Source organism: Paenibacillus sp. FSL R5-0810 (genome assembly GCF_038002285.1).
Classification (GTDB): domain Bacteria; phylum Bacillota; class Bacilli; order Paenibacillales; family Paenibacillaceae; genus Paenibacillus_AQ; species Paenibacillus_AQ lactis.
Window position 1 is genome coordinate 5,792,202 of sequence record NZ_JBBOCF010000001.1, and the last position, 25,935, is coordinate 5,818,136.

The 25,935-nt window shown below is 43.1% G+C and carries 23 protein-coding genes; 21 read left to right on the plus strand and 2 right to left on the minus strand.

The window, feature by feature from the left end; translation table 11 throughout:
- Positions 1 to 20: 20 nt before the first annotated feature.
- The 6 genes from iolE to MKX76_RS25585 all read left to right on the plus strand — a co-directional run bounded on the left by iolE (position 21) and on the right by MKX76_RS25585 (position 7,120).
- A complete protein-coding gene (gene iolE / locus MKX76_RS25560; protein ID WP_341034813.1) occupies positions 21 to 935 on the plus strand; it encodes a myo-inosose-2 dehydratase in 915 nt (304 codons plus the stop codon).
- Positions 936 to 1,148: 213 nt separating this feature from the next.
- A complete protein-coding gene (gene iolC, locus MKX76_RS25565; RefSeq protein ID WP_341034814.1) occupies positions 1,149 to 2,162 on the plus strand; it encodes a 5-dehydro-2-deoxygluconokinase in 1,014 nt (337 codons plus the stop codon).
- Between the two features lie 262 nt (positions 2,163 to 2,424).
- Complete coding sequence (locus MKX76_RS25570) at positions 2,425 to 3,870, plus strand: CoA-acylating methylmalonate-semialdehyde dehydrogenase (protein ID WP_341034815.1); 1,446 nt, start codon at positions 2,425 to 2,427, stop codon at positions 3,868 to 3,870.
- A gap of 25 nt (positions 3,871 to 3,895) precedes the next feature.
- Positions 3,896 to 4,930 (plus strand): inositol 2-dehydrogenase, encoded by a 1,035-nt coding sequence (gene iolG / locus MKX76_RS25575; protein WP_341034816.1) that lies wholly within the window; start codon positions 3,896 to 3,898, stop codon positions 4,928 to 4,930.
- Positions 4,931 to 5,065: 135 nt separating this feature from the next.
- Positions 5,066 to 5,866 carry a 5-deoxy-glucuronate isomerase gene (iolB, locus tag MKX76_RS25580; protein ID WP_341034817.1) on the plus strand — a complete coding sequence of 267 codons (801 nt, stop codon included), beginning with the start codon at positions 5,066 to 5,068 and terminating at the stop codon, positions 5,864 to 5,866.
- Positions 5,867 to 6,112: 246 nt separating this feature from the next.
- Positions 6,113 to 7,120 (plus strand): LacI family DNA-binding transcriptional regulator, encoded by a 1,008-nt coding sequence (locus MKX76_RS25585; RefSeq protein ID WP_341034818.1) that lies wholly within the window; start codon positions 6,113 to 6,115, stop codon positions 7,118 to 7,120.
- Between the two features lie 316 nt (positions 7,121 to 7,436).
- Here MKX76_RS25585 and MKX76_RS25590 read toward each other — a convergent pair whose 3' ends face one another.
- Positions 7,437 to 8,474, minus strand: a complete 1,038-nt coding sequence (locus tag MKX76_RS25590) for an acyltransferase family protein (protein WP_341034819.1) — start codon at positions 8,472 to 8,474, stop codon at positions 7,437 to 7,439.
- Between the two features lie 547 nt (positions 8,475 to 9,021).
- On the opposite strand from MKX76_RS25590, the gene galU reads away from it, so the two are divergent.
- Entirely contained in the window at positions 9,022 to 9,894 is an 873-nt protein-coding gene (gene galU / locus MKX76_RS25595) for a UTP--glucose-1-phosphate uridylyltransferase GalU (protein ID WP_251535712.1), read from the plus strand.
- A gap of 77 nt (positions 9,895 to 9,971) precedes the next feature.
- On the opposite strand, the gene MKX76_RS25600 is transcribed toward galU, so the two are convergent.
- Complete coding sequence (locus MKX76_RS25600) at positions 9,972 to 12,431, minus strand: O-antigen ligase family protein (protein ID WP_341034820.1); 2,460 nt, start codon at positions 12,429 to 12,431, stop codon at positions 9,972 to 9,974.
- Between the two features lie 114 nt (positions 12,432 to 12,545).
- Here MKX76_RS25600 and MKX76_RS25605 point away from each other — a divergent pair, with 114 nt between their 5' ends.
- From MKX76_RS25605 to rfbC, 14 genes are all read left to right on the plus strand, one after another.
- On the plus strand, positions 12,546 to 13,475 hold the full coding sequence (locus tag MKX76_RS25605) for an NAD-dependent epimerase/dehydratase family protein (RefSeq protein WP_144868710.1): 930 nt from the start codon (positions 12,546 to 12,548) through the stop codon (positions 13,473 to 13,475).
- A 17-nt stretch (positions 13,476 to 13,492) separates the two neighbouring features.
- Positions 13,493 to 14,269: an ABC transporter permease gene (locus MKX76_RS25610; protein WP_144868713.1), complete on the plus strand. Its 777-nt coding sequence runs from the start codon at positions 13,493 to 13,495 to the stop codon at positions 14,267 to 14,269.
- Between the two features lie 13 nt (positions 14,270 to 14,282).
- The gene (locus MKX76_RS25615) at positions 14,283 to 15,014 is read left to right on the plus strand and encodes an ABC transporter ATP-binding protein (RefSeq protein ID WP_099478308.1); all 732 of its coding nucleotides are present in this window, start codon (positions 14,283 to 14,285) and stop codon (positions 15,012 to 15,014) included.
- 21 nt (positions 15,015 to 15,035) lie between these two features.
- Complete coding sequence (locus MKX76_RS25620; protein WP_144868716.1) at positions 15,036 to 15,905, plus strand: glycosyltransferase; 870 nt, start codon at positions 15,036 to 15,038, stop codon at positions 15,903 to 15,905.
- Positions 15,890 to 17,584: a glycosyltransferase gene (locus tag MKX76_RS25625; protein ID WP_099478310.1), complete on the plus strand. Its 1,695-nt coding sequence runs from the start codon at positions 15,890 to 15,892 to the stop codon at positions 17,582 to 17,584. The genes MKX76_RS25620 and MKX76_RS25625 overlap by 16 nt, the downstream gene beginning before the upstream one ends.
- Before the next feature lie 19 nt (positions 17,585 to 17,603).
- The gene (locus MKX76_RS25630) at positions 17,604 to 18,593 is read left to right on the plus strand and encodes a class I SAM-dependent methyltransferase (protein WP_099478311.1); all 990 of its coding nucleotides are present in this window, start codon (positions 17,604 to 17,606) and stop codon (positions 18,591 to 18,593) included.
- Positions 18,594 to 18,609: 16 nt separating this feature from the next.
- Entirely contained in the window at positions 18,610 to 20,292 is a 1,683-nt protein-coding gene (locus MKX76_RS25635) for a glycosyltransferase (protein ID WP_099478312.1), read from the plus strand.
- A 3-nt stretch (positions 20,293 to 20,295) separates the two neighbouring features.
- Complete coding sequence (locus MKX76_RS25640) at positions 20,296 to 21,042, plus strand: hypothetical protein (protein WP_099478313.1); 747 nt, start codon at positions 20,296 to 20,298, stop codon at positions 21,040 to 21,042.
- A gap of 181 nt (positions 21,043 to 21,223) precedes the next feature.
- Positions 21,224 to 22,165 (plus strand): glycosyltransferase family 2 protein, encoded by a 942-nt coding sequence (locus MKX76_RS25645; RefSeq protein WP_341034821.1) that lies wholly within the window; start codon positions 21,224 to 21,226, stop codon positions 22,163 to 22,165.
- The gene (locus tag MKX76_RS25650) at positions 22,155 to 23,915 is read left to right on the plus strand and encodes a DUF6020 family protein (RefSeq protein WP_099478315.1); all 1,761 of its coding nucleotides are present in this window, start codon (positions 22,155 to 22,157) and stop codon (positions 23,913 to 23,915) included. The genes MKX76_RS25645 and MKX76_RS25650 overlap by 11 nt, the downstream gene beginning before the upstream one ends.
- On the plus strand, positions 23,902 to 24,270 hold the full coding sequence (locus MKX76_RS29805; protein WP_206098251.1) for an EamA family transporter: 369 nt from the start codon (positions 23,902 to 23,904) through the stop codon (positions 24,268 to 24,270). Before MKX76_RS25650 ends, MKX76_RS29805 begins: the two co-directional genes overlap by 14 nt.
- A complete protein-coding gene (locus MKX76_RS25655; RefSeq protein WP_099478316.1) occupies positions 24,263 to 24,595 on the plus strand; it encodes a DMT family transporter in 333 nt (110 codons plus the stop codon). Before MKX76_RS29805 ends, MKX76_RS25655 begins: the two co-directional genes overlap by 8 nt.
- A 25-nt stretch (positions 24,596 to 24,620) precedes the next feature.
- Entirely contained in the window at positions 24,621 to 25,364 is a 744-nt protein-coding gene (locus MKX76_RS25660) for a sugar phosphate nucleotidyltransferase (protein WP_144871914.1), read from the plus strand.
- Positions 25,365 to 25,380: 16 nt separating this feature from the next.
- Entirely contained in the window at positions 25,381 to 25,929 is a 549-nt protein-coding gene (rfbC, locus tag MKX76_RS25665; protein ID WP_341034822.1) for a dTDP-4-dehydrorhamnose 3,5-epimerase, read from the plus strand.
- Positions 25,930 to 25,935 lie beyond the last annotated feature (6 nt).

Genomic DNA, 25,935 nt, shown 5'->3' on the forward strand with positions numbered 1-25,935 from the left:
AAAGCAAAGGAGCGCTGGATATGAGCAACAGGCTGTTCAAGCTGGGGATCCACCCCATCAACTGGGTCGGCGAGGATGTCAGAGAGCATGGGGATGACACAACGTTTGAAACGATTGTGGATGATATTGCGGCTTTGGGTTTGACAGGCACGGAGATGGGCAGGAAATTTCCGAAGGATCCGGCGGTGCTGAAGCGGGAGCTGGAGTCCCGCGGCATTCAACTGGTCTCGCAGTGGAAGTCCGTGCTGTTCTCCGATCCCGCTTACCGGAAGCAGGAGCTGGAGGACTACCGCCGGCATGCGGAGTTTCTGGCCGGATTCGGCAGCAAGGTCATCAGCACGGCTGAGGTTGGAGGCTCGCTGCACTTCGATCCCCGCCGGACGCCGAACGAGAGTGTCGTTCTACGACTGGATGACGCCGGATGGGAAAGCCTGGCGGAGGGACTCAACCAGGCCGGCGAAATTGCGGCGAGCTACGGCATGAAGCTGACGTATCATCACCATGGCGGCACGGTCGTGGAGCAGCCTAACGAAATCGACCGGCTGATGGCGATGACCGACCCTTCGCTCGTGTTTCTCCTCTACGATACCGGCCATGCCTATTACGGGGGATGCGATCCGCTCGAGCTGCTCCGCAAGCATTATGACCGGATCGCGTATATCCACCTGAAGGATATCCGGCACGAAATCTTGGAGCAGGCACGTCTGGAGGGCTGCGATTTCGTGAGCTGCATCCGCAGGGGCGTGTTTACGGTTCCCGGCGATGGCTGCATCGATTTTGCGCCGATTATCGGAGAGCTCATAGAGCGCGGTTATAACGGCTGGGCGATGCTGGAGGGCGAGCAGGATCCTGCGCTGCATCCGGCCAAGGCGTATGCTGAGCGGGCGATCGAGTACCTGGATCGTCTGGAAGGCCAGCTCAAGCCGCAGGTCTGACACTGCTCGGCTTGTGCGTCGAAACCAGGCTGATGGCCAATTCGGAAGGTTAAAAATGTAGAGCAGGGTAGCAGCTTGTTTATCGGACACCAGACAACCGTTTCTTTTAGAAATCTAGATTAAGAGCTGCAAGTGATTACGGCCATTGAAAAGCGGAGCCATATTTTCCTATGAATGCTCAGCGTGGGCCGATCTGATCAAGGAGGTTCATCCATGAGTGAAATCACGTTTAACGACGAAAAGCCGGTGGATTTTGTCGCCGTGGGGAGATTGTGCATCGACTTGAACGCCAATGAGATTAACCGGCCGATGGAAGAGACGAGCACGTTTACCAAGTATGTGGGCGGATCCCCGGCCAATATCTGTATCGGGATGGCCCGACTGGGCCTGAATACGGGCTTCATCGGCAAGGTGGCGGACGATCAGATGGGGCGTTTTATTACCCAATATCTCAAGGATAACGGAATTGCGACGCAGGGCGTAACGACCGACCGTACCGGAGCCGTGACGGGGCTGGCTTTTACCGAAATTAAAAGTCCGACTGACTGCAGCATCCTGATGTACCGCGACAACGCTGCGGATTTGCTGCTGGAGACGGGGGACGTGAACGAGGAATTGATCGCCTCCGCCAAAATGGTGCTGATCTCCGGAACCGCGCTTGCGGCCAGCCCCTCCCGGGAAGCGGTGTTCCTCGCTCTGGAATATGCCAAGCGCCACGGAGCCGTAATTGCATTTGATCTGGATTACCGTCCGTACACTTGGAAATCCCCTCAGGAAACGGCGACCTATTATAATCTGGCGGCTGAAAAATGCGATATCATCCTCGGTACGCGCGAGGAGTTCGACATGATGGAGCAATTTGGAGGCAACCCAGAGCGGAGTGATCGCATCACGGCGGCCAAGTGGTTTGACTACAGCGCCAGAATCGTCATTATCAAGCACGGCAAGGAGGGCTCCATCGCATATACACCCGACGGCACCAGCCATACGGCTCAAAGCTTTCCGGCAAAGGTCATCAAGACGTTCGGGGCAGGGGATTCGTACGCCGCAGGCTTTCTGTACGGTCTAATGCAGGGCTGGAGCATTGAGCGGTCCATGGAATTCGGCAGCGCGGCGGCAAGCATTGTCATCTCCAGCCACAGCTGCTCCGATGCGATGCCGACAAGCGAAGCGGTTCACGATTATATGGAGCGCTGCAAACGCGGGGAAATCACGGCTAATACCTAGATACCGTGCATCTGACCATTCATTTACGGTGACTTATATAGCTTGGCGAAGGCTCTCTGATTTTATCGAAGGTCCTGACGGATTCTACTGAATATCCTGAGTGCCCTCAATAACTATCCTGAGAGATCCCAACAAATTATCCTGAGTGCTCTCAATAACTATCCTGAGTGATCTCAACTAATATCCTGACTGATCTTAACCAACATCCTAACGGATCCTATCAAATACGCTAACGGATTCAATCGAAAGGGGCCAACCAGCCATGACGCAAACCCTGAGCAATTATATCGGCGGACAATTTGTGCCATCCCGATCCGAAAAAACCGATCCCGTCTACAATCCGGCGACGGAGGAGATTCTCGCTTACGTGCCGCTTTCGACCAAGGAGGAGGTAGACCTGGCGGTGCAGGCAGCAGCCAAAGCGGGGCGCTCCTGGGCGAAGACCGCCGTGCCTCGCCGCGCGCGCATTCTGTTCAAGTATCAACAACTGCTTGTGGAGCACTGGGAGGAGCTGGCCCGCCTGATTACGGCGGAGAACGGCAAAAGCTATGCCGAAGCCTACGGCGAGGTGCAGCGCGGCATCGAGTGCGTGGAATTTGCAGCCGGTGCGCCCACGCTGATGATGGGCAAACAGCTTCCCGACATCGCCACCAATCTGGAGTCCGGGATGTACCGTTATCCGATCGGTGTTGTAGCGGGCATCACGCCGTTCAACTTCCCGATGATGGTGCCGTGCTGGATGTTCCCGCTCGCCATCGCCTGCGGCAATGCGTTCGTGCTGAAGCCGTCGGAGCGCACGCCGCTCTTGGCCCAGCGCCTGGCGGAGCTGTTCGCGGAAGCCGGCCTTCCGGACGGCGTGCTCAACGTTGTTCATGGCGCGCATGACGTGGTCAACGGCATTTTGGAGCATCCGGGCATTGCTGCCATATCCTTTGTAGGCTCTCAGCCGGTGGCGGAGTATGTCTACAAAACCGCTTCCTCCTACGGCAAGCGCGTCCAGGCCTTGGCCGGAGCCAAAAACCACAGCATCGTGATGCCATCAGCCGACTTGGACGCAGCCGTCACCCAAATCGTCAGCGCGGCCTTCGGTTCAGCCGGTGAGCGCTGTATGGCCTGCTCCGTGGTGGTAGCCGTTGGGGACGTAGCGGAGCCGCTGATCGGGAAGCTGAAGCAGGCGGCCGATGAAATCTCCATCGGCAACGGGGCGGATGAAGGCGTCTTCCTGGGGCCGGTCATCCGGCAAGCTCACAAGGAGCGCACGCTCTCTTACATTGAGGCAGGCGAGCAGGAAGGAGCCAAGCTGGTCCGTGACGGACGGAGGGATGATGCCGCGAACGGTGAGGGGTATTTTGTCGGGCCGACGATTTTTGATGACGTGACCTGCGAGATGAAGATTTGGAGGGACGAGATTTTTGCACCGGTGCTATCCGTCATGCGTGCGGCAACGCTGGAGGAAGCCATTGAAATTTCCAACCGCTCGGACTTCGCCAATGGTGCCTGCCTGTTCACACAGGACGGCAGCGACGTGCGCCAGTTCCGCGAGCATATCGATGCCGGCATGCTGGGTGTCAACCTCGGCGTTCCTGCGCCGATGGCATTCTTCCCGTTCTCCGGCTGGAAAAACTCCTTCTATGGGGACCTGCATGCGAACGGCACCGACGGCGTGGAATTCTATACCCGAAAGAAAATGGTAACGGCACGCTGGTAAGCTCATAAGCGGAGGAGACATTCATATGAAAACCATTAAAATCGGCATTATCGGTGCCGGACGAATCGGCAAAATCCATGCGGATCATCTGCTGCACATGCCGGGCGCGGAAATTGCCGCCATCAGCGATCTATACGCCGGAGGCGAGCTGCGTGACTGGGCCGCGGAGCGGGGCATTTCAGTGGTTACGAACAACAGTACCGAGATCATGGAGCATCCGGACATCGATGCCGTATTCATCTGCTCCTCGACGGATACGCATGTCCCGCTGATCAAGCAGGCTGCGGCGAGCGGCAAGCATATTTTTTGCGAGAAGCCGGTCAGCATGAGCGTAGAGCAAACCCGCGAGGCGCTCGCGGCCGCGGAGGCTGCCGGTGTGAGTCTGCAGATTGGCTTCAACCGCCGGTTCGACCATAATTTCAGCCGGGTCCGCGAGATTGTGTCCGAAGGGAAAATCGGGGAGCCGCATTTGATCAAGATTACCTCCCGCGATCCGAATCCGCCGCATCCGGATTATATTAAGGTGTCCGGCGGGCTGTTTATGGATATGGCGATTCATGATTTTGACATTGCCCGTTTTCTTTCGGGCAGTGAAGTGGTCGAAGTGTACGCCCAGGGGGCGGTGCTGGTAGATCCTGCGATCGGCGAACAGGGCGATATTGATACGGCCGTTACGACGCTGCGGTTTGCAAACGGGGCGCTCGGCGTCATCGACAACAGCCGCAAGGCGGTTTACGGCTATGATCAGCGGGTCGAGGTATTCGGCTCCGGCGGCAGCGTTTCAGCCGACAACGATTACCCGAGTACCGCTGTCGTCAGCGGCCCGGAGGGCGTCACCCGCGACAAGCCGTTGTACTTCTTCCTGGAGCGGTATAAAGAAGCCTACATCAACGAAACCCGTCAGTTTATTGAGAGTCTGCAAAAAGGTACACCCGTGCCCGTCAGCGGCTATGACGGCCTGCAGGCGGAGCTGATTGCCTTGGCGGCTAAGCGCTCGCTGGAGCAGGGCCGACCGGTGAAGCTGGCCGAGCTAAGCAGCGGCATTTCCACGGTAAGCTAAGCCTGAAGAGGATGTATCGGAGCGGCACTAGGCCTGCGCCTGCGGGATGAACACCGATCCTATGACATGAGTGTCCGCTCAGGCTCGCTCCATTCATCAATTGCAAAAAAGATATTTTAGAGGAGGGAAAGAATCATGCTGAACCTAATTGTGCCTTCTACGGCTCCGGACCGGGACGGATGTGTGCTGTCCATAACGCCTGAAAGCGCAGGCTGGGAATATGTAGGCTTTGAGGTATACCGTTTAAGCGAAGGACAGACGCTGAGCCGGGGGACGGAAGATAAGGAAGCGGCTCTTGTACTGCTGTCCGGCCGTGCCGACGTGAAGACTGGAGGAGAGCGCTGGGACAACATTGGCCAGCGGATGAGCGTGTTTGAAAAGACGCCGCCCTATACGGTTTATGTTCCTTCGCAGGAGCAGTACGAAGTCACGGCGCTTACCGAGCTGGAGCTGGCGGTCTGTCTTGCCCCGGGGCAAGGCAACCATCAGGCGCGGCTGATCGCGCCGGAGGACGTCGGCGTCGAAAACCGCGGCAGTGGAAGCATGTCGCGCCTGGTGCATAACATTCTACCGGAGCAAAAGCCTGCGGACAGCCTGCTGGTCGTCGAGGTATTTACGGATGGAGGAAACTGGTCCAGCTATCCGCCGCACAAACATGACCGCGATAAGCTGCCGGAGGAATCTCAGCTGGAGGAAACCTACTACTTCCGGGTGCAGCCGGAGCAGGGCTTTGCCGTACAGCGGGTCTACAACGACGATCGTTCGCTGGACGAGACGATGGCGGTCAAGGACGGCCAGGCGGTTATGGTGCCCGAGGGCTATCATCCAGTTTCGGCGCCTCCCGGATATGACGTGTACTATCTGAACGTCATGGCAGGGCCGAAGCGGATCTGGAAGTTCCGCAACGATCCGGATTATGACTGGCTAATGAAATAAGGGGTAGAAGCTGGTCTATTTTTCCCGTCAGCCGCTCCTCGATTATGTGTTGTCAAAAGGATGGCTGCTGCAACGAGGATAGTGGAGTCCATGCTTGTACGATAAGCATCGTGAAATACTTTTTAACTTATTGTTTTAAGAGACTGGTCCGCATCAATGGGATCGACGCTAAAATGGCCTTGCGCGAAGCGGGCCGGGAGCGCATAATGATTTAAATGCCAAAATTAAACAAATGGAGCACAAGGGATGATCAAAGCGACTATTTATGACGTTGCGCGCGAAGCCGGCGTCTCCATTGCGACCGTCTCTCATGTCATTAACGGCAAGGGCAAGATCAGCCGCCAACGGCGTGAAGAGATTTTGAATATCATGAAGCGCTTGAATTACCGGCCTAATGCGATTGCCTCCGCCCTCGCCAGCAAAAGAACTTATACCCTCGGCCTGCTCGTTCCCGATATCTCCAACCCGTTTTTTGCCGAGATTGCGCGCGCCGTTGAGGACCGCGGACATCAGCTTGGGTACAGCGTCATCATCTGCAGCACGGACAACAATGAAGAAAAGGTAAAACGCTATGTCAGTCTGCTGAAGCAAAAGCAAGTGGATGGCGTCATTATCGGCACGGGTGTATCCCACGGCGAGCTGCTTAAGCCGCTGCAGGAGCATTCGCTGGCGATCACGCTCATCGCCCGGGACCATCCGGAGCTTGGGGCGAGCTGCGTTCGGGTTCATGATCTCGACGGCGGGCGTCTGGCTGCCGAGCATTTGCTTCGCCTCGGCCACCGCAGGCTGGCGGTGCTTGCGGAGAATGAGCGGGTGACGAGCAGCGGTGAGCGGGTAAGAGGGTTTGTCGAGACTGCAGCCTCGTTCGGCGTGGAACTGCCTCCGGATCATATTGCAGTCTGCGACCACAAGATCGAGGATGGATACCGGAGAGCTAAGACTATGCTGCAGCTGGCGGAGCAACCGACGGGGCTGTTCTGCTGTAACGACCTGCTGGCGATCGGGGCTCTTCAGGCGATTCGCGAGCTCGGGCTGCGCGTGCCGGAGGATTGCTCGGTCGTCAGCTTTGACGATACGATCCTAGCGCGTGTCACCGATCCGCCGCTCACCGTGATCGCCCAGCCGATCGAGGAGATGGGCCGCCTGGCGGTCGACCTGGTGGTACAGGATCTGTCCGGACAGGACGATCCCGCTCGGCGGATGGTGCTTCCCCCGGAGCTGGTGGTCCGCGGCTCAACAGCGCGGCTATTATAGAAACTTTTTAATAAATCTGAAGAAGCCTTCCAATGCGCGTGCCTCTGACCAGCTTGTCATCGTTGTGGACGATGCATGAATGGGGATTACCCACGTATTACAGGGTTCTTGGGGCGCTGACCTGCTTGACTCTACACCTTCATGGGCGAGGCCTTCCCGCAAAGCTTGCGTAAAAGCAGCTGCAGGAAGGCTTTTTTGCGTGGGCTGGTAGGGGCTTTGAAGCAAATACCGGATCGGTGTAACACGTGACCAGGTTATTCGGGTACCCTCGAAATTCACAGTGTGTAGTGGTCGGCGTCATGCTCCATGCCTCAAGCTAATATTCTTCTTGTTTAAGGACATTCTTCGGTCGGCGGCGGATTTGTTCCTTGAACAGCGGCTCGACGTTCGGTTCGACGATCCACCCGAAACCGCGTTTGATCCATGGCGAGGACAGCACCCAGGTCAAGATGACGCCGAGAAGAATCAGCAGCAGTTTACCTCCCGTCGACTGGAAGGTGGTCTCGAGCCACCCGTTATACTGCATTGTTTTAATGATAAATCCGTGCAGCAGAAAAACGTACATGGTATAAAGTCCCCGTTCCGAATAGGGCTGCCTCGTCTCCGGAATGATGGAAAGGAAGCATAGACCCATCAGGGCTGTGAAGGCATAGGTCAGTATTCGGTAAAGCCCAGCGTACCAAGAATCCAAACCAAATTCCAGATATGGCATCGCGCCGTAGAACCAGCTGGCGTTTGTTTGCAGAATGGGTGACAGGCCATACAGAAAGGCAAATCCGCCGGTGAGGATGACAATGGACAGCAGCTGAAATGATCGGGTTTTGAAGGCGCTGAGCCACTCCCTTTTGAAATAATATCCGATGAGAAAAAAAGGCAGGAAATACAGCGTGCGCGAAATGCTCGCGTAATAATCCACATCGATCGAGTATCCGACCAGGACCGACAACGCGATGCAGATGATCAGCGGATATTTGAGCATCAGCAGGTACGGCAGGAGCATTTTCCACAGCATCATGCTGAAGAGGAACCACAAAATCCAATAGGGGTAGAAATAGGTGAAGTCGAGCCGGTCCAGCCCCTGCATGTAATAATCAAACAAGGTGTACAGCGTCTCGAAAATGAAGTACGGCACGACCAATCCCGACAGCAGACTAATGTAGTATTTGGGGTATTGGATGCGTTTGGAGAAATAACCGGCCGTGAAAATAAACAGCGGCATGTGAAACGAGTAAATGAACTGATAGATCGTTCCCATCCAGCGCTCGCCGTTAAACGTCTCAATGAGGTGCCCCACGACCACCAACAGGATCAGTATGAATTTGAGGTTATCGAAATAGACGTCTCTCTCTTTCATCTGGCAACCAGCTCCTTTGGGTTTGGCGTTCCAATGAAGTTTCGTTTTAGTATATCGAATGGCAGTGGGGCTTTCCATGGTTGAAGTTGGAAGGGTGCTTAGGGTTACGGTATTGATCTTGAGCTGTGAAGGTACGATTTAAGCGTGAAGATATCGATTAAAAGATAAGTAAAAAATTGCGTGACGGCTCAAGAGTGGCCCACTCTTGAGAAGGTATCCTATAACGGTTCACCCTTTAAGACCTCATCGTCTTCTAGACAGATGTTTCGTCCGTTGCGGCTTGTTTGCATGCGTTTCGTGTTACCGTCTTAATAACCAATTTGTTGGTTGTTGTAAACGGTGAAATCGAATGTGGCCCAAGTTAGGGAGATAGAAAGAAGGATATTCCTATAAGACTGTTTTGCTCCTGCCTAAAAGGATGCAGTTCAGACTAATAAATTGAGCTTCCCATATTTGATAAAAACCGATTTTATTGTCGAACGACCGGTCCGGACATGTTACAATTAATTTATTCGGGAAAATGCGGAAATGGAGACGATAGTTAGAAATGAATATTCGTAAAGCGATCATACCCGCCGCAGGATTAGGCACAAGATTCCTGCCGGCTACGAAAGCGATGCCGAAAGAAATGCTTCCCATTGTGGATAAGCCAACGATTCAATATATTATTGAAGAAGCGGTTGCATCCGGTATTGAAGATATTATTATCGTTACTGGTAAGGGTAAACGGGCAATTGAGGACCATTTCGACTCGTCCTTTGAGCTCGAGCATAACTTGGCGGGAAAAGGAAAATGGGAGCTGCTGGAGGAAGTCCAGAAGCCGTCGAACTTAGCCGACATCCATTATATCCGGCAGAAAGAGCCCAAAGGCCTGGGGCATGCGATCTGGTGTGCGCGGAAATTCATTGGAGACGAGCCGTTTGCCGTACTGCTCGGCGATGATATCGTAGAGTCAGAAGTGCCTTGCTTGAAGCAGATGATGAAAGTTTATGATACATACCACTCTGCTGTTGTAGGAGTTCAAACCGTTGATTGGGATGAAGTTAATCGATATGGCATTGTAGATGGCATTAGAAAATCCGAAAGGATTTATGAAACGACAAGACTCGTTGAGAAGCCTTCTCGAGATGAAGCCCCGTCCAATCTAGCAATCATGGGACGCTATATTTTGCCTTCTGTTATTTTTGATATACTGGAGGATCAAGAAGCTGGGAAGAACGGGGAAATTCAGCTAACCGATGCCCTGTCGGTACTAGCTCATCGAAGCCCCATCTTAGCCTATAACTTCGAGGGGATTCGTCATGATGTTGGAGAAAAAATGGGTTTTATTCAGACCAGTATCCACTATGCACTGCAGCGTGAGGATTTACGAGAAGACTTGCTAGCTTACATGAGTAAAATAATGGAGAAAGTAAGATAGTCTCTACATGAAAAAGAAATAGCGGGTACGTTACGATAGATGAATTGGATCTACCGGGAACGTGCCCGCTATTTGATTTAGAATTGAAGATCCGCCAATTGCTTGATATTTTGCTCCGCATTCGGATCAACCTGCTTTAACTTCTCAAGCAGAGCGTCGTCGCTCTGACCTTGCTTTTGAAGTGCAGCGAGGTACCACCTGACAATCTCTTGAGCAGATGGCTGCGACAGATCGTCCTGAATGCCGATTTTGAGCGCATTGACTGCTTGCTCTGGCTGATTCATCATGTAATGCATCTTGCCTGCATGGAGGATCATTTCCGGACTATTTTCAAAAGGATTCCCCTGGAGCTGACCTTCCGGCAGCGTCTTCAGATGCTGAATACCTTCCTGAACCTTGGCGAAAGCATCTGTTGCGTGCTTAAAGTACTCATCTTTTTTAGCGTGGTCGCCTGTTCCGAGAGCTTTCATGCCAAGCTCGTAACCTTGCAGGATGATGTCCTGATACCATTCAATGTCCCAATTAAATTTAGGCGCGTTCTGAATCAAGACATCATATGCTTGCTCCGGCTGTTGCTTCATTTCATATGTCTTTATCAAGCTGCGAAGCATGGCTTTGTTGTGAGGCTCATCTTTCAGTGCTTTATTCAATAAACTAACAGTTGCATTATAGAAGTCTTCGTTCTGATTCTGCTGATATACCGCCTGGTAAAGCGATGCTAACAACAGTACGGAATCTGGATGACTTGGACGGATACCTAGGTCTTTGTCCAGAGGTGCTTTGATCTCTTCAAAAGAGTTGCTAACCTGGACAATTCTGCGAGCATCCATTGCTGCATCGGCAGCTTGCACATAACGAATCGATGTAATGAAGACAAGAATGGCACCGAGACCGACAACTGCACTATATACGCCTCTAGCCGTTGAATCTTTCACCTTCCACTTAGCGAGCGGTTTATGTTCCATGACTGCGGCCATACCGCCGAGCCCCAGGAATACGAGAATCCCCATGAACACGTAACTCATGTTAAAGTCCAAAATACTGTGCATCAGAATGGACAGCACGATGATGAGGTACAGGAAATGGCTGTTGCGATCTTCCTCGGTTCCCTTCATGTAGCCACGAATATATTTATAGAAGATATACAAGATAAATGCCATGAAAATCACAAAGCCGAGAATACCAACCTCAACGAGATACTGCAGGAAGAAGTTGTGAGCTTGACGGCTCGTATACGGGTTGTTCTGGTACTGCTCGTAAAGGGAAGCCCAGGCACCGCCGCCTGCACCGATAATCGGATAATCCGCAAGAACCTTCATTGCATCTTTATAGAAAGTGAAACGCTCGAGAACACTATGCTGATTAAAGTTAATGTTCTCCAAGCGGACGCTAATGTTTTGCGGCAAAATATTTTTGAGGCCCGTACCAATAAACAGGAAGATCAACAGGCCACCGATCACGGTAGAACCGAGCGGAATCCATAAACTGGAGCCTTTTTTAGAGGACCAATTCTCCAAAACCTTGTCCAGTTTCGGAGCGACAAAGCTCTGGATCGTCCACCCGATCAGTCCTACGACCGCCGATGTGCCGATCAGGATTCCCCATCCCTTTAACGCTCCGCTGCCGCTAAACGTTTCATTAAGCTGAAGTCCCAGTTCGGTCACAGATTTAGAGATTAACAGGGATGCTACGCCGGCAATGCCGCAATACAGGATCCAGAGCAGCTGTTGAGCAGGCTTTAGGAACAAGAGCAGTAGAACAAATACAACCGGCAGCATGACCAGACCGCCACGGGATAGCGTCAAGAGCAGCGACACAATGATCGGTACCAGCATGAAGCTGTGGAACGCTTTGCCGTACCATTTTCGTGAAGCCGTAATGCAGAATACAGCTGCAAATAGGAATGCCATCAAAAAGGCAGCGTATGTATTGGCATACTGGAATACAGAGGTAAGACGCAAACCGTTGGAATCTGTCATGACGGCATGAGTGTATGTGCCGTTGAGCACTGTGTTGGAGAACCATTTTGCAATTGCACCGGCTGTCTTGCCTTGGCCGAACCAATTCAGGAGGCCAAAACCAACAATAAGGTAAGCGACAGCCATGATCGTATTCTGGATGATTCGATTTCCCAACTTGTCACGAAGCGTATATAACCCAATGACAAACATCGTCGCGTAAATACAGTTGATGATCACCATGTTCATAGCAAGAGCCTGTGATGCTGCGCTAATAAGCGAAATTAAGTATGTTAGGGGCAGAAGAAGAACGGCCACTGCCAACCAGTCTCGTTGATCTGCGATCTGAAAGTTCTTGAAATACTGAGCAATCCAAAGAAATAATAGAAGACTTGATAGAATCGCGGCCCAGAAGATGGGTTTCTCAAATTCTAGCAATTGACCATTAAATAAAGCCGTTTGAAACGGCGTCCATGCTAAAAACAAGATAATTCCGGTTATTAACACTCCGAATAAAGCCGATCTTGTCTCTATCTTCCTCGACTCAGCGGCATTTTTGCCGTATACTGGTTTCGACAACGTAATTAGCTCCTTTTCTTGTAGATACGACAATATTTTAGCATAGTATGACATGGCAACAAAGTAGGAAGTTGGTTTAATAAATGTTGAGATATAGATATGGAGTGATTTGATTTGAAGGTTTTGGTAACTGGAGGGGCAGGATTTATAGGTTCTAACTTGGTAGATGCATTAATTAATATTGGTCATAAGGTCACTGTAATTGATAATTTATCAACTGGAGATAAAAGGAATATTAATCCAGAGGCATGTTTTTATCAGATGGAATTAAACTCGAAGAGTATTGAGGATGTATTTGAAAATACGAAACCTGATATCGTGTTCCACCTTGCTGCTCAGGTTAATGTTGGTAAATCAATAGAGTGCCCTTTATTAGATGAAGAGATTAACATAAGAGGGACTTTAAACTTATTAAATTGCTGTAAGAATTTTGGAGTGAAAAAAATTGTATACTCTTCCTCTGCCGCAGTATACGGTAAGCCGCATTTCAATCCAATTACTGAAGATCATATTACTGAACCTATTTCATATTATGGGGTATCAAAGTTAACTCCTGAGTATTATATAAAAGTGTTCTCTTCTTTATATAATATTAGTTACGTAATTCTAAGGTATTCGAATGTCTTTGGACCACGGCAAAACCATGAAGGAGAAGGTGGCGTGGTTTCTATATTCATAAATAAGTTAATTAACAAAGATAGGCCGGTTATTTATGGGAGTGGACTTCAAACTAGGGATTTTATATTTGTAAAAGATGTCGTCAACGCAAATCTAGCAGCAATAGAATATGAAGAGAATGATACCTTTAACATTGGAACAAATGAATCTATAAGTGTAGTTGGGCTGCTGGACCTACTATCTAATATACATGGTCAGAATGTTCAGGCTATGTTTGAAACTGGGCGTAAAGGAGACATAATGCATAGTTGTCTGGATAACAACAAGGCTAAATCAAAACTAAAATGGGCTCCTTCACACGATTTTGAACAGAGTCTTAAAGATACACTACATTATTACATTGAGATGAAGTGGCAGTCAGTTTAGTTAAAGGGGCTTTATAGATGATTCGATATTGGGAAAATTTTAAAAAGTATCGTTTTTTGTTAAGAGAGTTAGTTGTTAATGATATAAAGTTGAGATATAGAAGATCGGTATTGGGAGTAATATGGAGTGTACTGCATCCATTGTTAATGATGGTTGTGCTAACCCTAGTGTTTTCTAATTTATTCAAAAGTGATATTGAAAATTTTCCGGTATATGTGTTCACAGGTCGTTTGGTATGGGATTTGTTTTACCAATCAACAATTTCCTCCATGTCCTCAATAACGGCCAATGCCTCATTAATTAAAAAAGTATATATACCTAAGTATATCTTTCCATTAGCTAGATGCTTATCATCTCTTGTTAATACTTTATTTTCTTTAGTTGCGTTATTTCTTGTTATGATAGTTGTTGATGTTAAGATAACACCAGTCATGTTATTGTTGCCATTAGCTATTTTCTATATCTTTTTATTTACCACAGGGATAGCTCTCTTTCTTTCATCCTATACGGTGTTTTTTAGAGACCTTAATTATTTATATGAGGTTTTTACCACTGCTTGGATGTATTTTACGCCTATTTTTTATCCTCCTACGGTGTTACCAGAGAAATTTCAATTCATTTTTCAGATTAATCCACTTTATTATATGGTAGATTACTTTAGAGAGATTGTTATGTTTGCAACTTTTCCAAGTATGAGACATAACTTGCTTTGTTTCGCAATCGGTCTGGTTGCGTTTCTGGTTGGTTTTTATACATTCTATAGAAAACAAGATAAATTTATTCTTCACGTCTAGTATGGGAGGACATATGTCAGAATATGCAGTAGAGGTTAACGATGTTTCCATGCTGTTCAATTTATCAACTGAAAAAATTGATAGTTTAAAAGAATATGTTTTAAAGCTTCTAAAAAAAGAACTTTATTTTAAAGAGTTCCAAGCTCTCCAGAACATTTCGTTCACTGTGAAAAAAGGGGACACGTTTGGTTTAGTAGGATTAAATGGGGCCGGTAAAAGCACTCTTTTAAAGATCATTGCTGGAGTATTGAAGCCTACTAAAGGGAGTGTTGTTGTTAATGGGAATTTAGCTCCTCTTATAGAGTTAGGTGCAGGTTTTAATTTTGATCTATCTGCTAAAGAGAATATATTCTTAAATGGCGCGGTGCTAGGGCACTCTAGAGCGTTTATGGAAGAACATTATCACAGTATCGTAGAATTTTCAGAATTAAAAGATTTTATTGATGTACCTATTAAAAATTATTCTTCGGGTATGGTTGCGAGATTAGCATTTTCAGTTGCGACTACAATTAAACCTGAAATACTGATTGTAGATGAAGTTCTAGCAGTCGGTGATTATAAATTTCAAGAAAAATGTAAAAAAAAGATGAATGAACTACTTGATGATGGTACTACTGTTTTGTTTGTTTCGCATTCTTCTGCACAGGTAAAGGAAATGTGTAATAATGCAATTTGGATTGAGAAGGGAAAAACCAAAATGGTTGGTAGAGCTGATACTGTAATTAATGCATATGAAATGGCTTGACATGACAGGAGAGGTGTTATTTTGAATCCCGTTGTTGCTGTGATGGTTCGAACCAAGGACCGTCCTTTGTTATTGAGAAGAGCAATGGAAAGCATACTGAATCAGACATTTAAGAATTGGGAGATAGTTTTAATAAACAACGGCGGAGATGAAGGTACTATCTCTGCCATTCACTCAGAATTTATATGCAGAACTAGTAATAATATTCGCTTAATCAATCTTCAAAGGAATAGTTTTATGGAAGTGGCTACAAATGTCGGGCTTAAAAACACGGATGCTAAATTTGTCACTTTATTAGATGATGATGACACTTGGGATGAAACCTTTTTAGAAAAATGTGTTGAAATATTAGTAAATAATAATTTAATTGATGGTGTAGTAACAAAATCAACAATCGTTCATGAGGAAATTGAAGGACAAACAATACAAGAGCTATGTAAAGAGAGTTTAAATCCTCGCCTAAAAAGGATAGGAAAGTACTCCTTGCTGAGGAGAAATTTATTTACAACAAACTCTTTTGTTTATAGAAAAAATGTTTTGACTGAAATCGGATACTATAGGGAAGACTTGCCTGTTTTAGGGGATTGGGAGTTTAATTTGAGATTTGCACTTAGTAAAAAAATTGTTGTTTTACCACAAGCCCTTGCATTTTACCATAAAAGGCAGAAAAATACTAATGAAAATTACAGTAATACCGATCTAGAGTTGCATTTGAAATACGATAAATTGATAAGATATGAATTCTGTAGACGTAGTTTTAATGAGGGAGCAATTATAAGAGGGAGTAGGATTTTGATCTATGGTTATTTCAATAATTTAACTCGGTTAGCTAAAAAAATGATTCATAAGAAAATGAATTCGAATGGAAGGATCGAATGGAGAAGAAGATAGCAGTCTCAGTGATTGTTCCTGTATATAATGTCGAAAAGTATATAAGAAAGTGCTTGGATTCATTGGTAGATCAAACATTAAGCGATATAGAAATAATAGTCGTGAATGATGGTTCCACGGATGGATCACAGAAAATAATAGATGAGTACGCAGAAAAACATCCATATAAAATAATCTCCCTCAGTAAGGAGAATGGGGGACTGGGAGAAGCCAGGAACTTTGGGCTGGAATATGCTCGGGGAGAATATATAGGCTTCGTAGATTCAGATGATTGGGTAGACATTAAGATGTTCGAGGCTATGCATAATATGACAAAGTATGGTCATGACATTGTAATATGTGACTTTATGATTGTTAAGGATGGATGGACAACAGGCTACAGGTCAAAAGGCTTTAGAGGAAGCAATTTTACTCATAGAGAGTGTGTCATTAACTCTATTGATCCGGCGACAGCCTGTAATAAATTATATCATCGAAAGTTTTTTGATCTAACAAGATTTACAAAAGACTGGTACGAGGATATTGGAACAACACCAATATTGCTATCCTATGCCAATAGTATCGGTTACTTGGATTTTCCAATGTATTATTACAGGCAACGAGGAGGTTCGATAACTTATAGTTCAGACAGAAGGACATTAGGAGTAATTAACTCATGGGAAAGGGTTATTACAAATGTCAATAGCGAGTATCAAGCTGAAGCAATTATGGCAGTAAGCAAAAGTATAGCTTCATTTTTAGAATTCAAACCTGATTTTGCCGACGAGTTTCTTGAATATGCAAATTCAAGACGCGATATCATAAGCACAAATTCTTTTTACCAGGAAGCAGTAAAGAACAAATCCATTATAGACATTTTAAGAGCAAAGCTCATTCCCAAAAAGATACATTATTTTTGGTTTGGCAAGGGAGAGAAGAGTGAGTTAGTAAAAAAATGCATTAAATCGTGGGAAACTTTCGCAGGGGACTATGAGATCATAGAGTGGAATGAAACTAATTGCAATATTGAAGAAAATGAGTATGTGAAGGAAGCCTATGAAGCAAAGAAATGGGCATTTGTAGCGGACTACTTCAGAATCAAGGTTATCTATGAACAAGGTGGAATTTACATGGATACCGATATGGAATTAATGAATCGAATTGATTCTTTGCGGATTAGTGATGCTTTTTTTGCATTTGAAACAAGAGATGCAGTACACGCGGGAATATTTGGGGCGGTAGCAGGTCATCCTCTAATAAAACAATGGTTGGATACATACAGGGAGGATCGTTTTAAACAAAGTAATGGTTCTTATAATACAGCCCATACGATTGTAAAACGACTAACTGATATCTTGTTGAAAAATTATGGTATAAAGATGAATGGAAGATATCAAATATTAAATGAAAACATTAAAATTTATCCCTCGAATATACTGACGATTGATGTGTACGATGGAAAAAATTTGGCTGTACATCACTATGATGCTTCTTGGTGGGATGTGAAGGATGAAGTATCCTATAAAAATGTAGTCCTAAAAGATTACGTCTTACTTAATGAAAGAAATGCAATTCACACACTTAAACATTTATATAGAAGATTACGATGGATTTCAGATAATGAAAGGGGCCTTAAGGCAAGAATAATCAAGCTTTTTTTAGATCCTGCGTATAAATTATATAGAAGGATTTTTAAATGATTAGAGAGGGGGGAGTTAGATGCTGAGAAAATCTATAAAAAAAATACCAAGAATTAAGAAAGTAATTGAAGAGCGACAAGCTTACTATAATCACATCATTTCTCTGAACAAAATACTGAAGGAAAGAGAACAGAATGAAATTGAAATAAAAGAACTACTAAATGGTTTGAAAGAGGTTAATCAACAACTTGAAGAAAATTACAAAAGATTGAAAAAACAATATGAAAATGAGATTGCAAAAAAACGAGAAGCTATAGAGCATTTAAATAACACTATTGAAAGTATCAATAGTAAACATAAGGCACAGTTAATTCACAAAGATAGTGAGTTAAAATTATTGAATCAAGAAATACAACAGTTGAAGAAGGAGCTTTCTAATTTTAAAGGCTTAGGCAACCCTATAGATTCTAAAGACTTTTGGGAGACTCATTATATAAACGGGAATAGCTCAGGCACGGGTTCTTATGCTCACTTAGCAGAATTCAAGGCAATGATTATAAATTCTTTTTTAGATCAAAAAAAGATAAATACTGTTATTGAATTTGGATGCGGAGATGGCAATCAATTATCATTTATGAAATATAAAAAATATGTGGGGGTAGATGTTTCCCAGTCGGTTATCAATAAAAACAAAGAAAAATACTGTGGTGATAAAAATAAATTGTTTTATACTACTGAGGAAAAAGACAAGTATATTAGTCAAGATTATGATTTAGCTTTATCATTAGATGTTATTTTTCATTTAACTGAAGAAGATGTCTATGAACAATATATGCACGATTTATTTTCATCCTCAAAAAAATATATCATTGTATACTCAAGTAATCATGAAGAATTTACTGTTTGGCCTGAATTCAGACATCGAAAATTTATGAGATATGTACAAGAAAATTGTGCTGAATGGGTTTTAATCGATTTTATACCCAACAAGTATCCTTTTCAATTAGGGCGAGAAATGACTACATCCACATCTGATTTTTATATTTTCAAACATAAAAATTTACTTTGAAGAATGGAAGGATCGAATGGAGAAGAAGATAGCAGTCTCAGTGATTGTTCCTGTATATAATGTCGAAAAGTATATAAGAAAGTGCTTGGATTCATTGGTAGATCAAACATTAAGCGATATAGAAATAATAGTCGTGAATGATGGTTCCACGGATGGATCACAGAAAATAATAGATGAGTACGCAGAAAAACATCCATATAAAATAATCTCCCTCAGTAAGGAGAATGGGGGACTGGGAGAAGCCAGGAACTTTGGGCTGGAATATGCTCGGGGAGAATATATAGGCTTCGTAGATTCAGATGATTGGGTAGACATTAAGATGTTCGAGGCTATGCATAATATGACAAAGTATGGTCATGACATTGTAATATGTGACTTTATGATTGTTAAGGATGGATGGACAACAGGCTACAGGTCAAAAGGCTTTAGAGGAAGCAATTTTACTCATAGAGAGTGTGTCATTAACTCTATTGATCCGGCGACAGCCTGTAATAAATTATATCATCGAAAGTTTTTTGATCTAACAAGATTTACAAAAGACTGGTACGAGGATATTGGAACAACACCAATATTGCTATCCTATGCCAATAGTATCGGTTACTTGGATTTTCCAATGTATTATTACAGGCAACGAGGAGGTTCGATAACTTATAGTTCAGACAGAAGGACATTAGGAGTAATTAACTCATGGGAAAGGGTTATTACAAATGTCAATAGCGAGTATCAAGCTGAAGCAATTATGGCAGTAAGCAAAAGTATAGCTTCATTTTTAGAATTCAAACCTGATTTTGCCGACGAGTTTCTTGAATATGCAAATTCAAGACGCGATATCATAAGCACAAATTCTTTTTACCAGGAAGCAGTGAAGAACAAATCCATTATAGACATTTTAAGAGCAAAGCTCATTCCCAAAAAGATACATTATTTTTGGTTTGGCAAGGGAGAGAAGAGTGAGTTAGTAAAAAAATGCATTAAATCGTGGGAAACTTTCGCAGGGGACTATGAGATCATAGAGTGGAATGAAACTAATTGCAATATTGAAGAAAATGAGTATGTGAAGGAAGCCTATGAAGCAAAGAAATGGGCATTTGTAGCGGACTACTTCAGAATCAAGGTTATCTATGAACAAGGTGGAATTTACATGGATACCGATATGGAATTAATGAATCGAATTGATTCTTTGCGGATTAGTGATGCTTTTTTTGCATTTGAAACAAGAGATGCAGTACACGCGGGAATATTTGGGGCGGTAGCAGGTCATCCTCTAATAAAACAATGGTTGGATACATACAGGGAGGATCGTTTTAAACAAAGTAATGGTTCTTATAATACAGCCCATACGATTGTAAAACGGCTAACTGATATCTTAGAAGAAAAATATGAGATTGACATGAATGGAAGATATCAAATATTAAAAGAAAACATTAGAATTTATCCGCCGAATGTGCTAACGATTGATGTGTACGATGGAAAAAATTTGGCTGTACATCACTATGATGCTTCTTGGTGGGATGTGAAGGATGAAGTATCCTATAAAAATGTAGTCCTTAGAGATTTTTTTATAAGCAACGAATCGCAGATAACTTCGTCCGATATGGCATTTTATCAGGAGCTAATCAGAACTTACGAAAACACTATTTCATGGAGGATAACTGCACCTCTAAGGAAGATTCGAGCAATAACTAAAAGGAAGAATTAATCTATGAAAAAAATCATCCCGGTTTTAATTGTTATTGTGATAAATTCGATATATTTAACAGAAGTAATAAGTCAGTATACAATTCAGACAGTTTTACAGCTCATATTTGTTTTTTGCTACCTATTTATATTGAATACTTTGGTGTTTTACTTAATAAATAAATACGTTATTTCTAAAAATGTAGGGGGAAGAATAGGCCTGGTTTTAGTTTCTTTGTGTGTTTCAATAATATGTGTTCTGGTGTTTAACGATAGTTTGATTGTGAAAAACTATAAGCCGACTTCAGTGGAGATAGTACCCAGTATAACTAAGAATCCAAAATCAAATGGCTCTGAGGTATGGATTACAGGTATATATATAGATGATAGAAAAGTAGAACTGAAAGACGTTCCTATGATAAGAAACAAAAATGTTTGGACTGAAAAAGAAGGAGCAATAGTGAATTCTGGCAGCCAACCTGACAAAATTGTTTTTGATTTACCAAAAGCCCAGGATATAAGGATCAAATTTTTAAAACATGCTTGGTCTGGGAATATCTCTATAAACGAAGGTAATCACAAAGAGACACATGATTTGTATTCTCCTGATAGTGGTGATTACAGCTATACAGTAAAAACCAATTTAGTACCTACAACTAACATTCAACGGTGGATTAGTTGCTTATTTTCTTTAATCTTTATTTCTAGTCTTTCTTTTCTAGTTTTAAATGTGATCCAATTGAAGAAAATTAACAAATCAAAATCTGAATGATTGGTACAGCTACTTTAACAATAAAGGGGAGACTATGAGGTTGTTGCCATAACCAGTCTCTAAAAAATTAAGTGGATGAAGCTATAAACGAAAATTTGCGAAAAAAAGAGCTTTGGACACGCAACTTCATCATTAGCCTAATAAAGAAAAGGAAAACACATAATAAGGGAGATATTTGTTTATGGAAGTAGCGATTCTTATACCTTGTTACAATGAGGAACAAACGATTGGTAAAGTCATAGATGACTTTAAAAAAGAGCTACCCAATGCAAAAATATATGTGTATGATAATAACTCAAGTGACAATACCGCGAAAATTGCAACTGAGCATGGAGCTATCGTGAAGAAGGAATTTAGGCAAGGGAAAGGTAATGTTGTACGATCTATGTTTTTAAATATTGATGCAGATTATTATGTTATGGTTGATGGAGATGATACATATCCTGCTGAGTACGTTCACCAACTATTGGAGCCACTAATTAACCAAGAAGCAGATATGGTGATAGGGGATAGATTATCAAATGGTTCATATTTTAATGAAAACAAAAGACCATTTCATGATTTAGGTAACAATTTAGTCAAAAATTTAATTAATAAGCTTTATAAAAGTAACATAAATGATATTATGACAGGTTATCGTTCATTTAATAAACTCTATGTGAAGTCGTTTCCAGCTATGAGTCCTGGATTTGAAATAGAAACTGAACTGACAATTCATACTTTGGATAAGAGGTTTTTAATTAAGGAAGTACCTATTAATTATCGAGATCGTCCGGAAGGGAGTTTTTCAAAACTCAGTACTCTAACTGACGGGTTCAAGGTATTGAAGACAATATTCACTTTATTCAAAGACTATAAACCGTTAATCTTTTTTGTTTGTTGGTCTACCATCTTTGTATTGATAGGTTTAATAATTGGACTTCCCGTGATTTTTGAGTATCTTAAAACAAGTTTGGTACCGAGATTACCATCAGCAGTTCTTGCGACAGGATTTATGTTATTGGCGATTATTTCCCTATCGTGTGGACTTATTCTTGATACAGTAGTTTCAAATTCTCGGAAGCAGTATGAACTTGAACTACATAAAACAATGAAGTTGGTGAAGGCAGGAAATGAATATTGAACTAAAAGAAAAAACAGCATTAATGTGGATTGTTGCAGTGATTTTTTCCACCTGCCTTATTTATGTTCTTATACCAAATCAAATGTTTGTAATATTGTTGTTATTCTCATTTCTACTAATTTTTTGTGTGAAATCAATTCAGGCTAGTATAAAGGGGGAAGTATTTAAACCGTATAAGTCATTCAATTATAAAACCAAAATATGGATTTATATTTTCTACTTCATTTTTTCTTTTTTGCTATTTTTGAGTCTTATAGGTTCAAGATTTGATGCGTCTAAATCACTATTAGGTAATTTAATAATAAGTGTCCTTGCAGTAATTTCTTTGATGTGCTTAGTATTGTACACTACTTATAATTTATTGAGTTATGATTCAAATGCTACTGGGACATCTCTGATAGGTAAATATAGAATACTTATTTATTCTCTACCGAGTATAGTCATTTATAGTTTTTATCTTATATCATATTTTCCTGGAGCAATGTCACCAGATTCCTTAGATCAATGGTCTCAAACAATTAGTCATGAGTTTAATGATTGGCATCCTGTAGCACATACATGGTTTATTATGCTAACCACAATAATATGGAAAAGCCCTGCGGCCTATTCTGTAGTTCAAATTCTTATTCTCGCATTTATAATTGGATATTTGGGATATACCTTTGAGAAGTATGGAGTAAGGAAATTTCTGATATGGATGATCGTGCTATGCATGTCTTTAATCCCTATAAACGGAATATATTCAATAACTATGTGGAAAGATATCTTGTATAGTGCATGTATGTTATTGTTCTCCATTTTTATCTTTAACTTAATAAAAACTAGAGGCAATTGGCTAGATTCTAATTTAAATATCTTTTTATACTTTATTTCTAGTCTTGGCTTTATTATGTTCAGGCATAATGGTCTGTTAGTATTCGTTGTTACATTGGTTATATTAGCTATAATATTTAAATCAGATCTAAAAAAAGTCTATTTTATTTCAATTATTGTGGTAGTTGTTCAATTAATAATCACTGGTCCGCTCTATAATTTTTTCAATGTAAAATCTTCAGATCCGAATGAAGCACTTGCAATTCCTACGCAACTTATTGCAAGCGTTATTGCACAAGATGGAAATTTGGCACAGGAGCAGAAAGATTTTTTTAATGAGGTTTTACCTCTTGATATGTGGAGGAAATTATATAATCCCTACTCGGTTGATCCTATAAAATTTAATGAACAATTCAATAGAAGCTTCTTATTGGAAAATAAAAATGAGTTCCTCAAGCAATGGTTAGTTGTTTCATTTAATAACCCTAAGCTAGTTATTAAGGCATATCTTAAGCAAGTCTCTGTAGTATGGCAGATAAAGCAATTTAATGATGGGGTCTCGACACTATATTTAACGGATATTTACCCAAAAGAGATTGGGGAAAAAATGGGTTTGACAAGCATAGTAATAAATGAAAAATTAACAAGTGTTATAAATCAAATATTAAACTCCACATGGTTGTATCCTCTAAATATAATCTGGAGACCTGCAATCTATACTTTTTTAATCATTCTCTTTTCTTTTGTTAATATTTTGAGGGGGAATTGGAAGTATTCATTAATTTCGTTACCTGTGATGCTGAATACAGGGATGTTGTTAGCAGCAATTCCTGCCCAGGATTTTCGTTACTCGTACGGGAATGTGTTGGTGATGTTCTTAGCTTTCTTAACTGTCTTTGTAGGTAAAAACTCTAATTTAAGAGGTGGCACTAATTAGTAAACGAAGCGATGATCAAATTCTATTTATAAACCACAAGATTGGAATAGGATTTATTCTTTGTTCAGCGTTGATCACTTCTATAGGGCAAGCTCTATGGAAAGTATCAGAAGGAACAAATCTGCTGTTAGTCTTGTTAGGATTGATACTGTATATCTTCGGCGCTGCATTTATGATAATAGCTTATAAATATGGAAATTTATCTGTTTTACAGCCACTATTATGTGTGGGCTATATTTTTTCAGTATTTATTGGATTTTTTTTCTTGAATGAAGAAATCACCTTACAAAAATGCTTGGGAATACTCATAATCTCATTAGGTGCCATTACAATAGGTGTCAATCAACATGATTAAGACTATTTTATTAATTTTGCTTATGACAATAATGGGTTCACTAGGTGGATTGTTTTTTAAGAAATCAACAAACCACCTAGGTTCAAAAAAGATCAAATTATTTTTAGGATTGTTGACTTTCGGAGCCTCTTTGTATTTTATTGGGGCTATTATAAATATAGTAGTATTAAAGTTTGCTCCATACACATTGGTATACCCGTTAACTTCCATTACTTACATATGGACATTTTTAATTTCAAAGTATTACCTCAAAGAAAAAACAACTACTTATCAATTGATAGGGATAGCTCTAATTATTTGTGGTACAGTTGTTATGGTATTGTGACTTCTACACAAAAAAGGAGATTGAAATGAAAGCCATCATCCTATCCGGCGGCACAGGCACACGCCTGTACCCCTTAACCAAAGTTACAAACAAACACTTACTCCCGGTTGGAAAATACCCGATGATTTTCCATCCGGTATATAAGCTCCGTCAGGCTGGCCTGACGGATATCCTTATTGTCACAGGTAAGGATCATATGGGGGATGTCGTAAATCTTCTCGGTAGTGGTCGTGATATGGGTGTCTCCTTTACCTACAAAGTGCAGGACGAAGCCGGGGGCATTGCACAGGCTTTATATCTTGCAAAACAATTTGCCGAAGAAGAGCAGATTGCTGTCATACTAGGAGATAACGTCTTTGAAGACGATATTTCTTCCTATGTGTCCAAATTCAAGCAACAGAAGTCAGGTGCCAAGATCCTGATTAAAGAAGTTCCAGATCCCCATCGTTTTGGCGTACCGGAGCTTGAGGGTGAGCGAATCGTCTCGATTGAAGAGAAGCCATCGCAACCGAAGTCGCAGTATGCAGTTACGGGAATTTATATGTATGATTCTTCAGTTTTTGATATCATTAAGACATTGAAACCTTCCGCTCGAGGTGAATTGGAGATCACCGATGTAAATAATGCATATATTGAACGAGGAGAGCTTACTTTTGATATACTCCAAGGCTGGTGGACCGACGCAGGGACCCACGCCTCGCTCGCCCGTGCCAATGAATTGGCCAAAGACGTTCAGTTTGGAGACGACTTTGGTAAACTTAAACTGTAGTTAGGGAGGATACCCTATGAACGTCACTCTTTTAAGACTCACAGATGCCCTCATCATTGAACCGGTGGTCCACGGCGATCACCGGGGTTTTTTTATGGAAAGCTACAACGACTCGCTTTTTAAACAAAATGGCATCAACTACAACTTTATTCAAGATAATCATTCTTTGTCCGCAGAACCTGGTGTTCTTCGGGGGCTGCATTACCAGCTCAACCCGAATGCTCAAACGAAACTTGTTCGAGTGCTGACCGGAGCAATCTATGATGTAATCGTAGATATTCGGAAGAACTCCCCTACATTTGGTCAATGGGTTGGAGTGATTTTGAGCGAGCATAACAAGCGGCAGTTGCTTGTGCCGAAAGGTTTTGCACACGGCTTTTGTACACTCGTTCCGAATACCCAAGTCCTTTACAAAGTGGATGAATACTATTCCCCTGAACATGATCGCGGCATATTATGGAGTGATCCGGCACTTGGCATCGATTGGCCAACGTCAAATCCGATTTTATCGGAAAAAGACCAGCGGCATCCGCTGTTGAAAGACGCAGAGATGAATTTTGAGTAAGGGAGA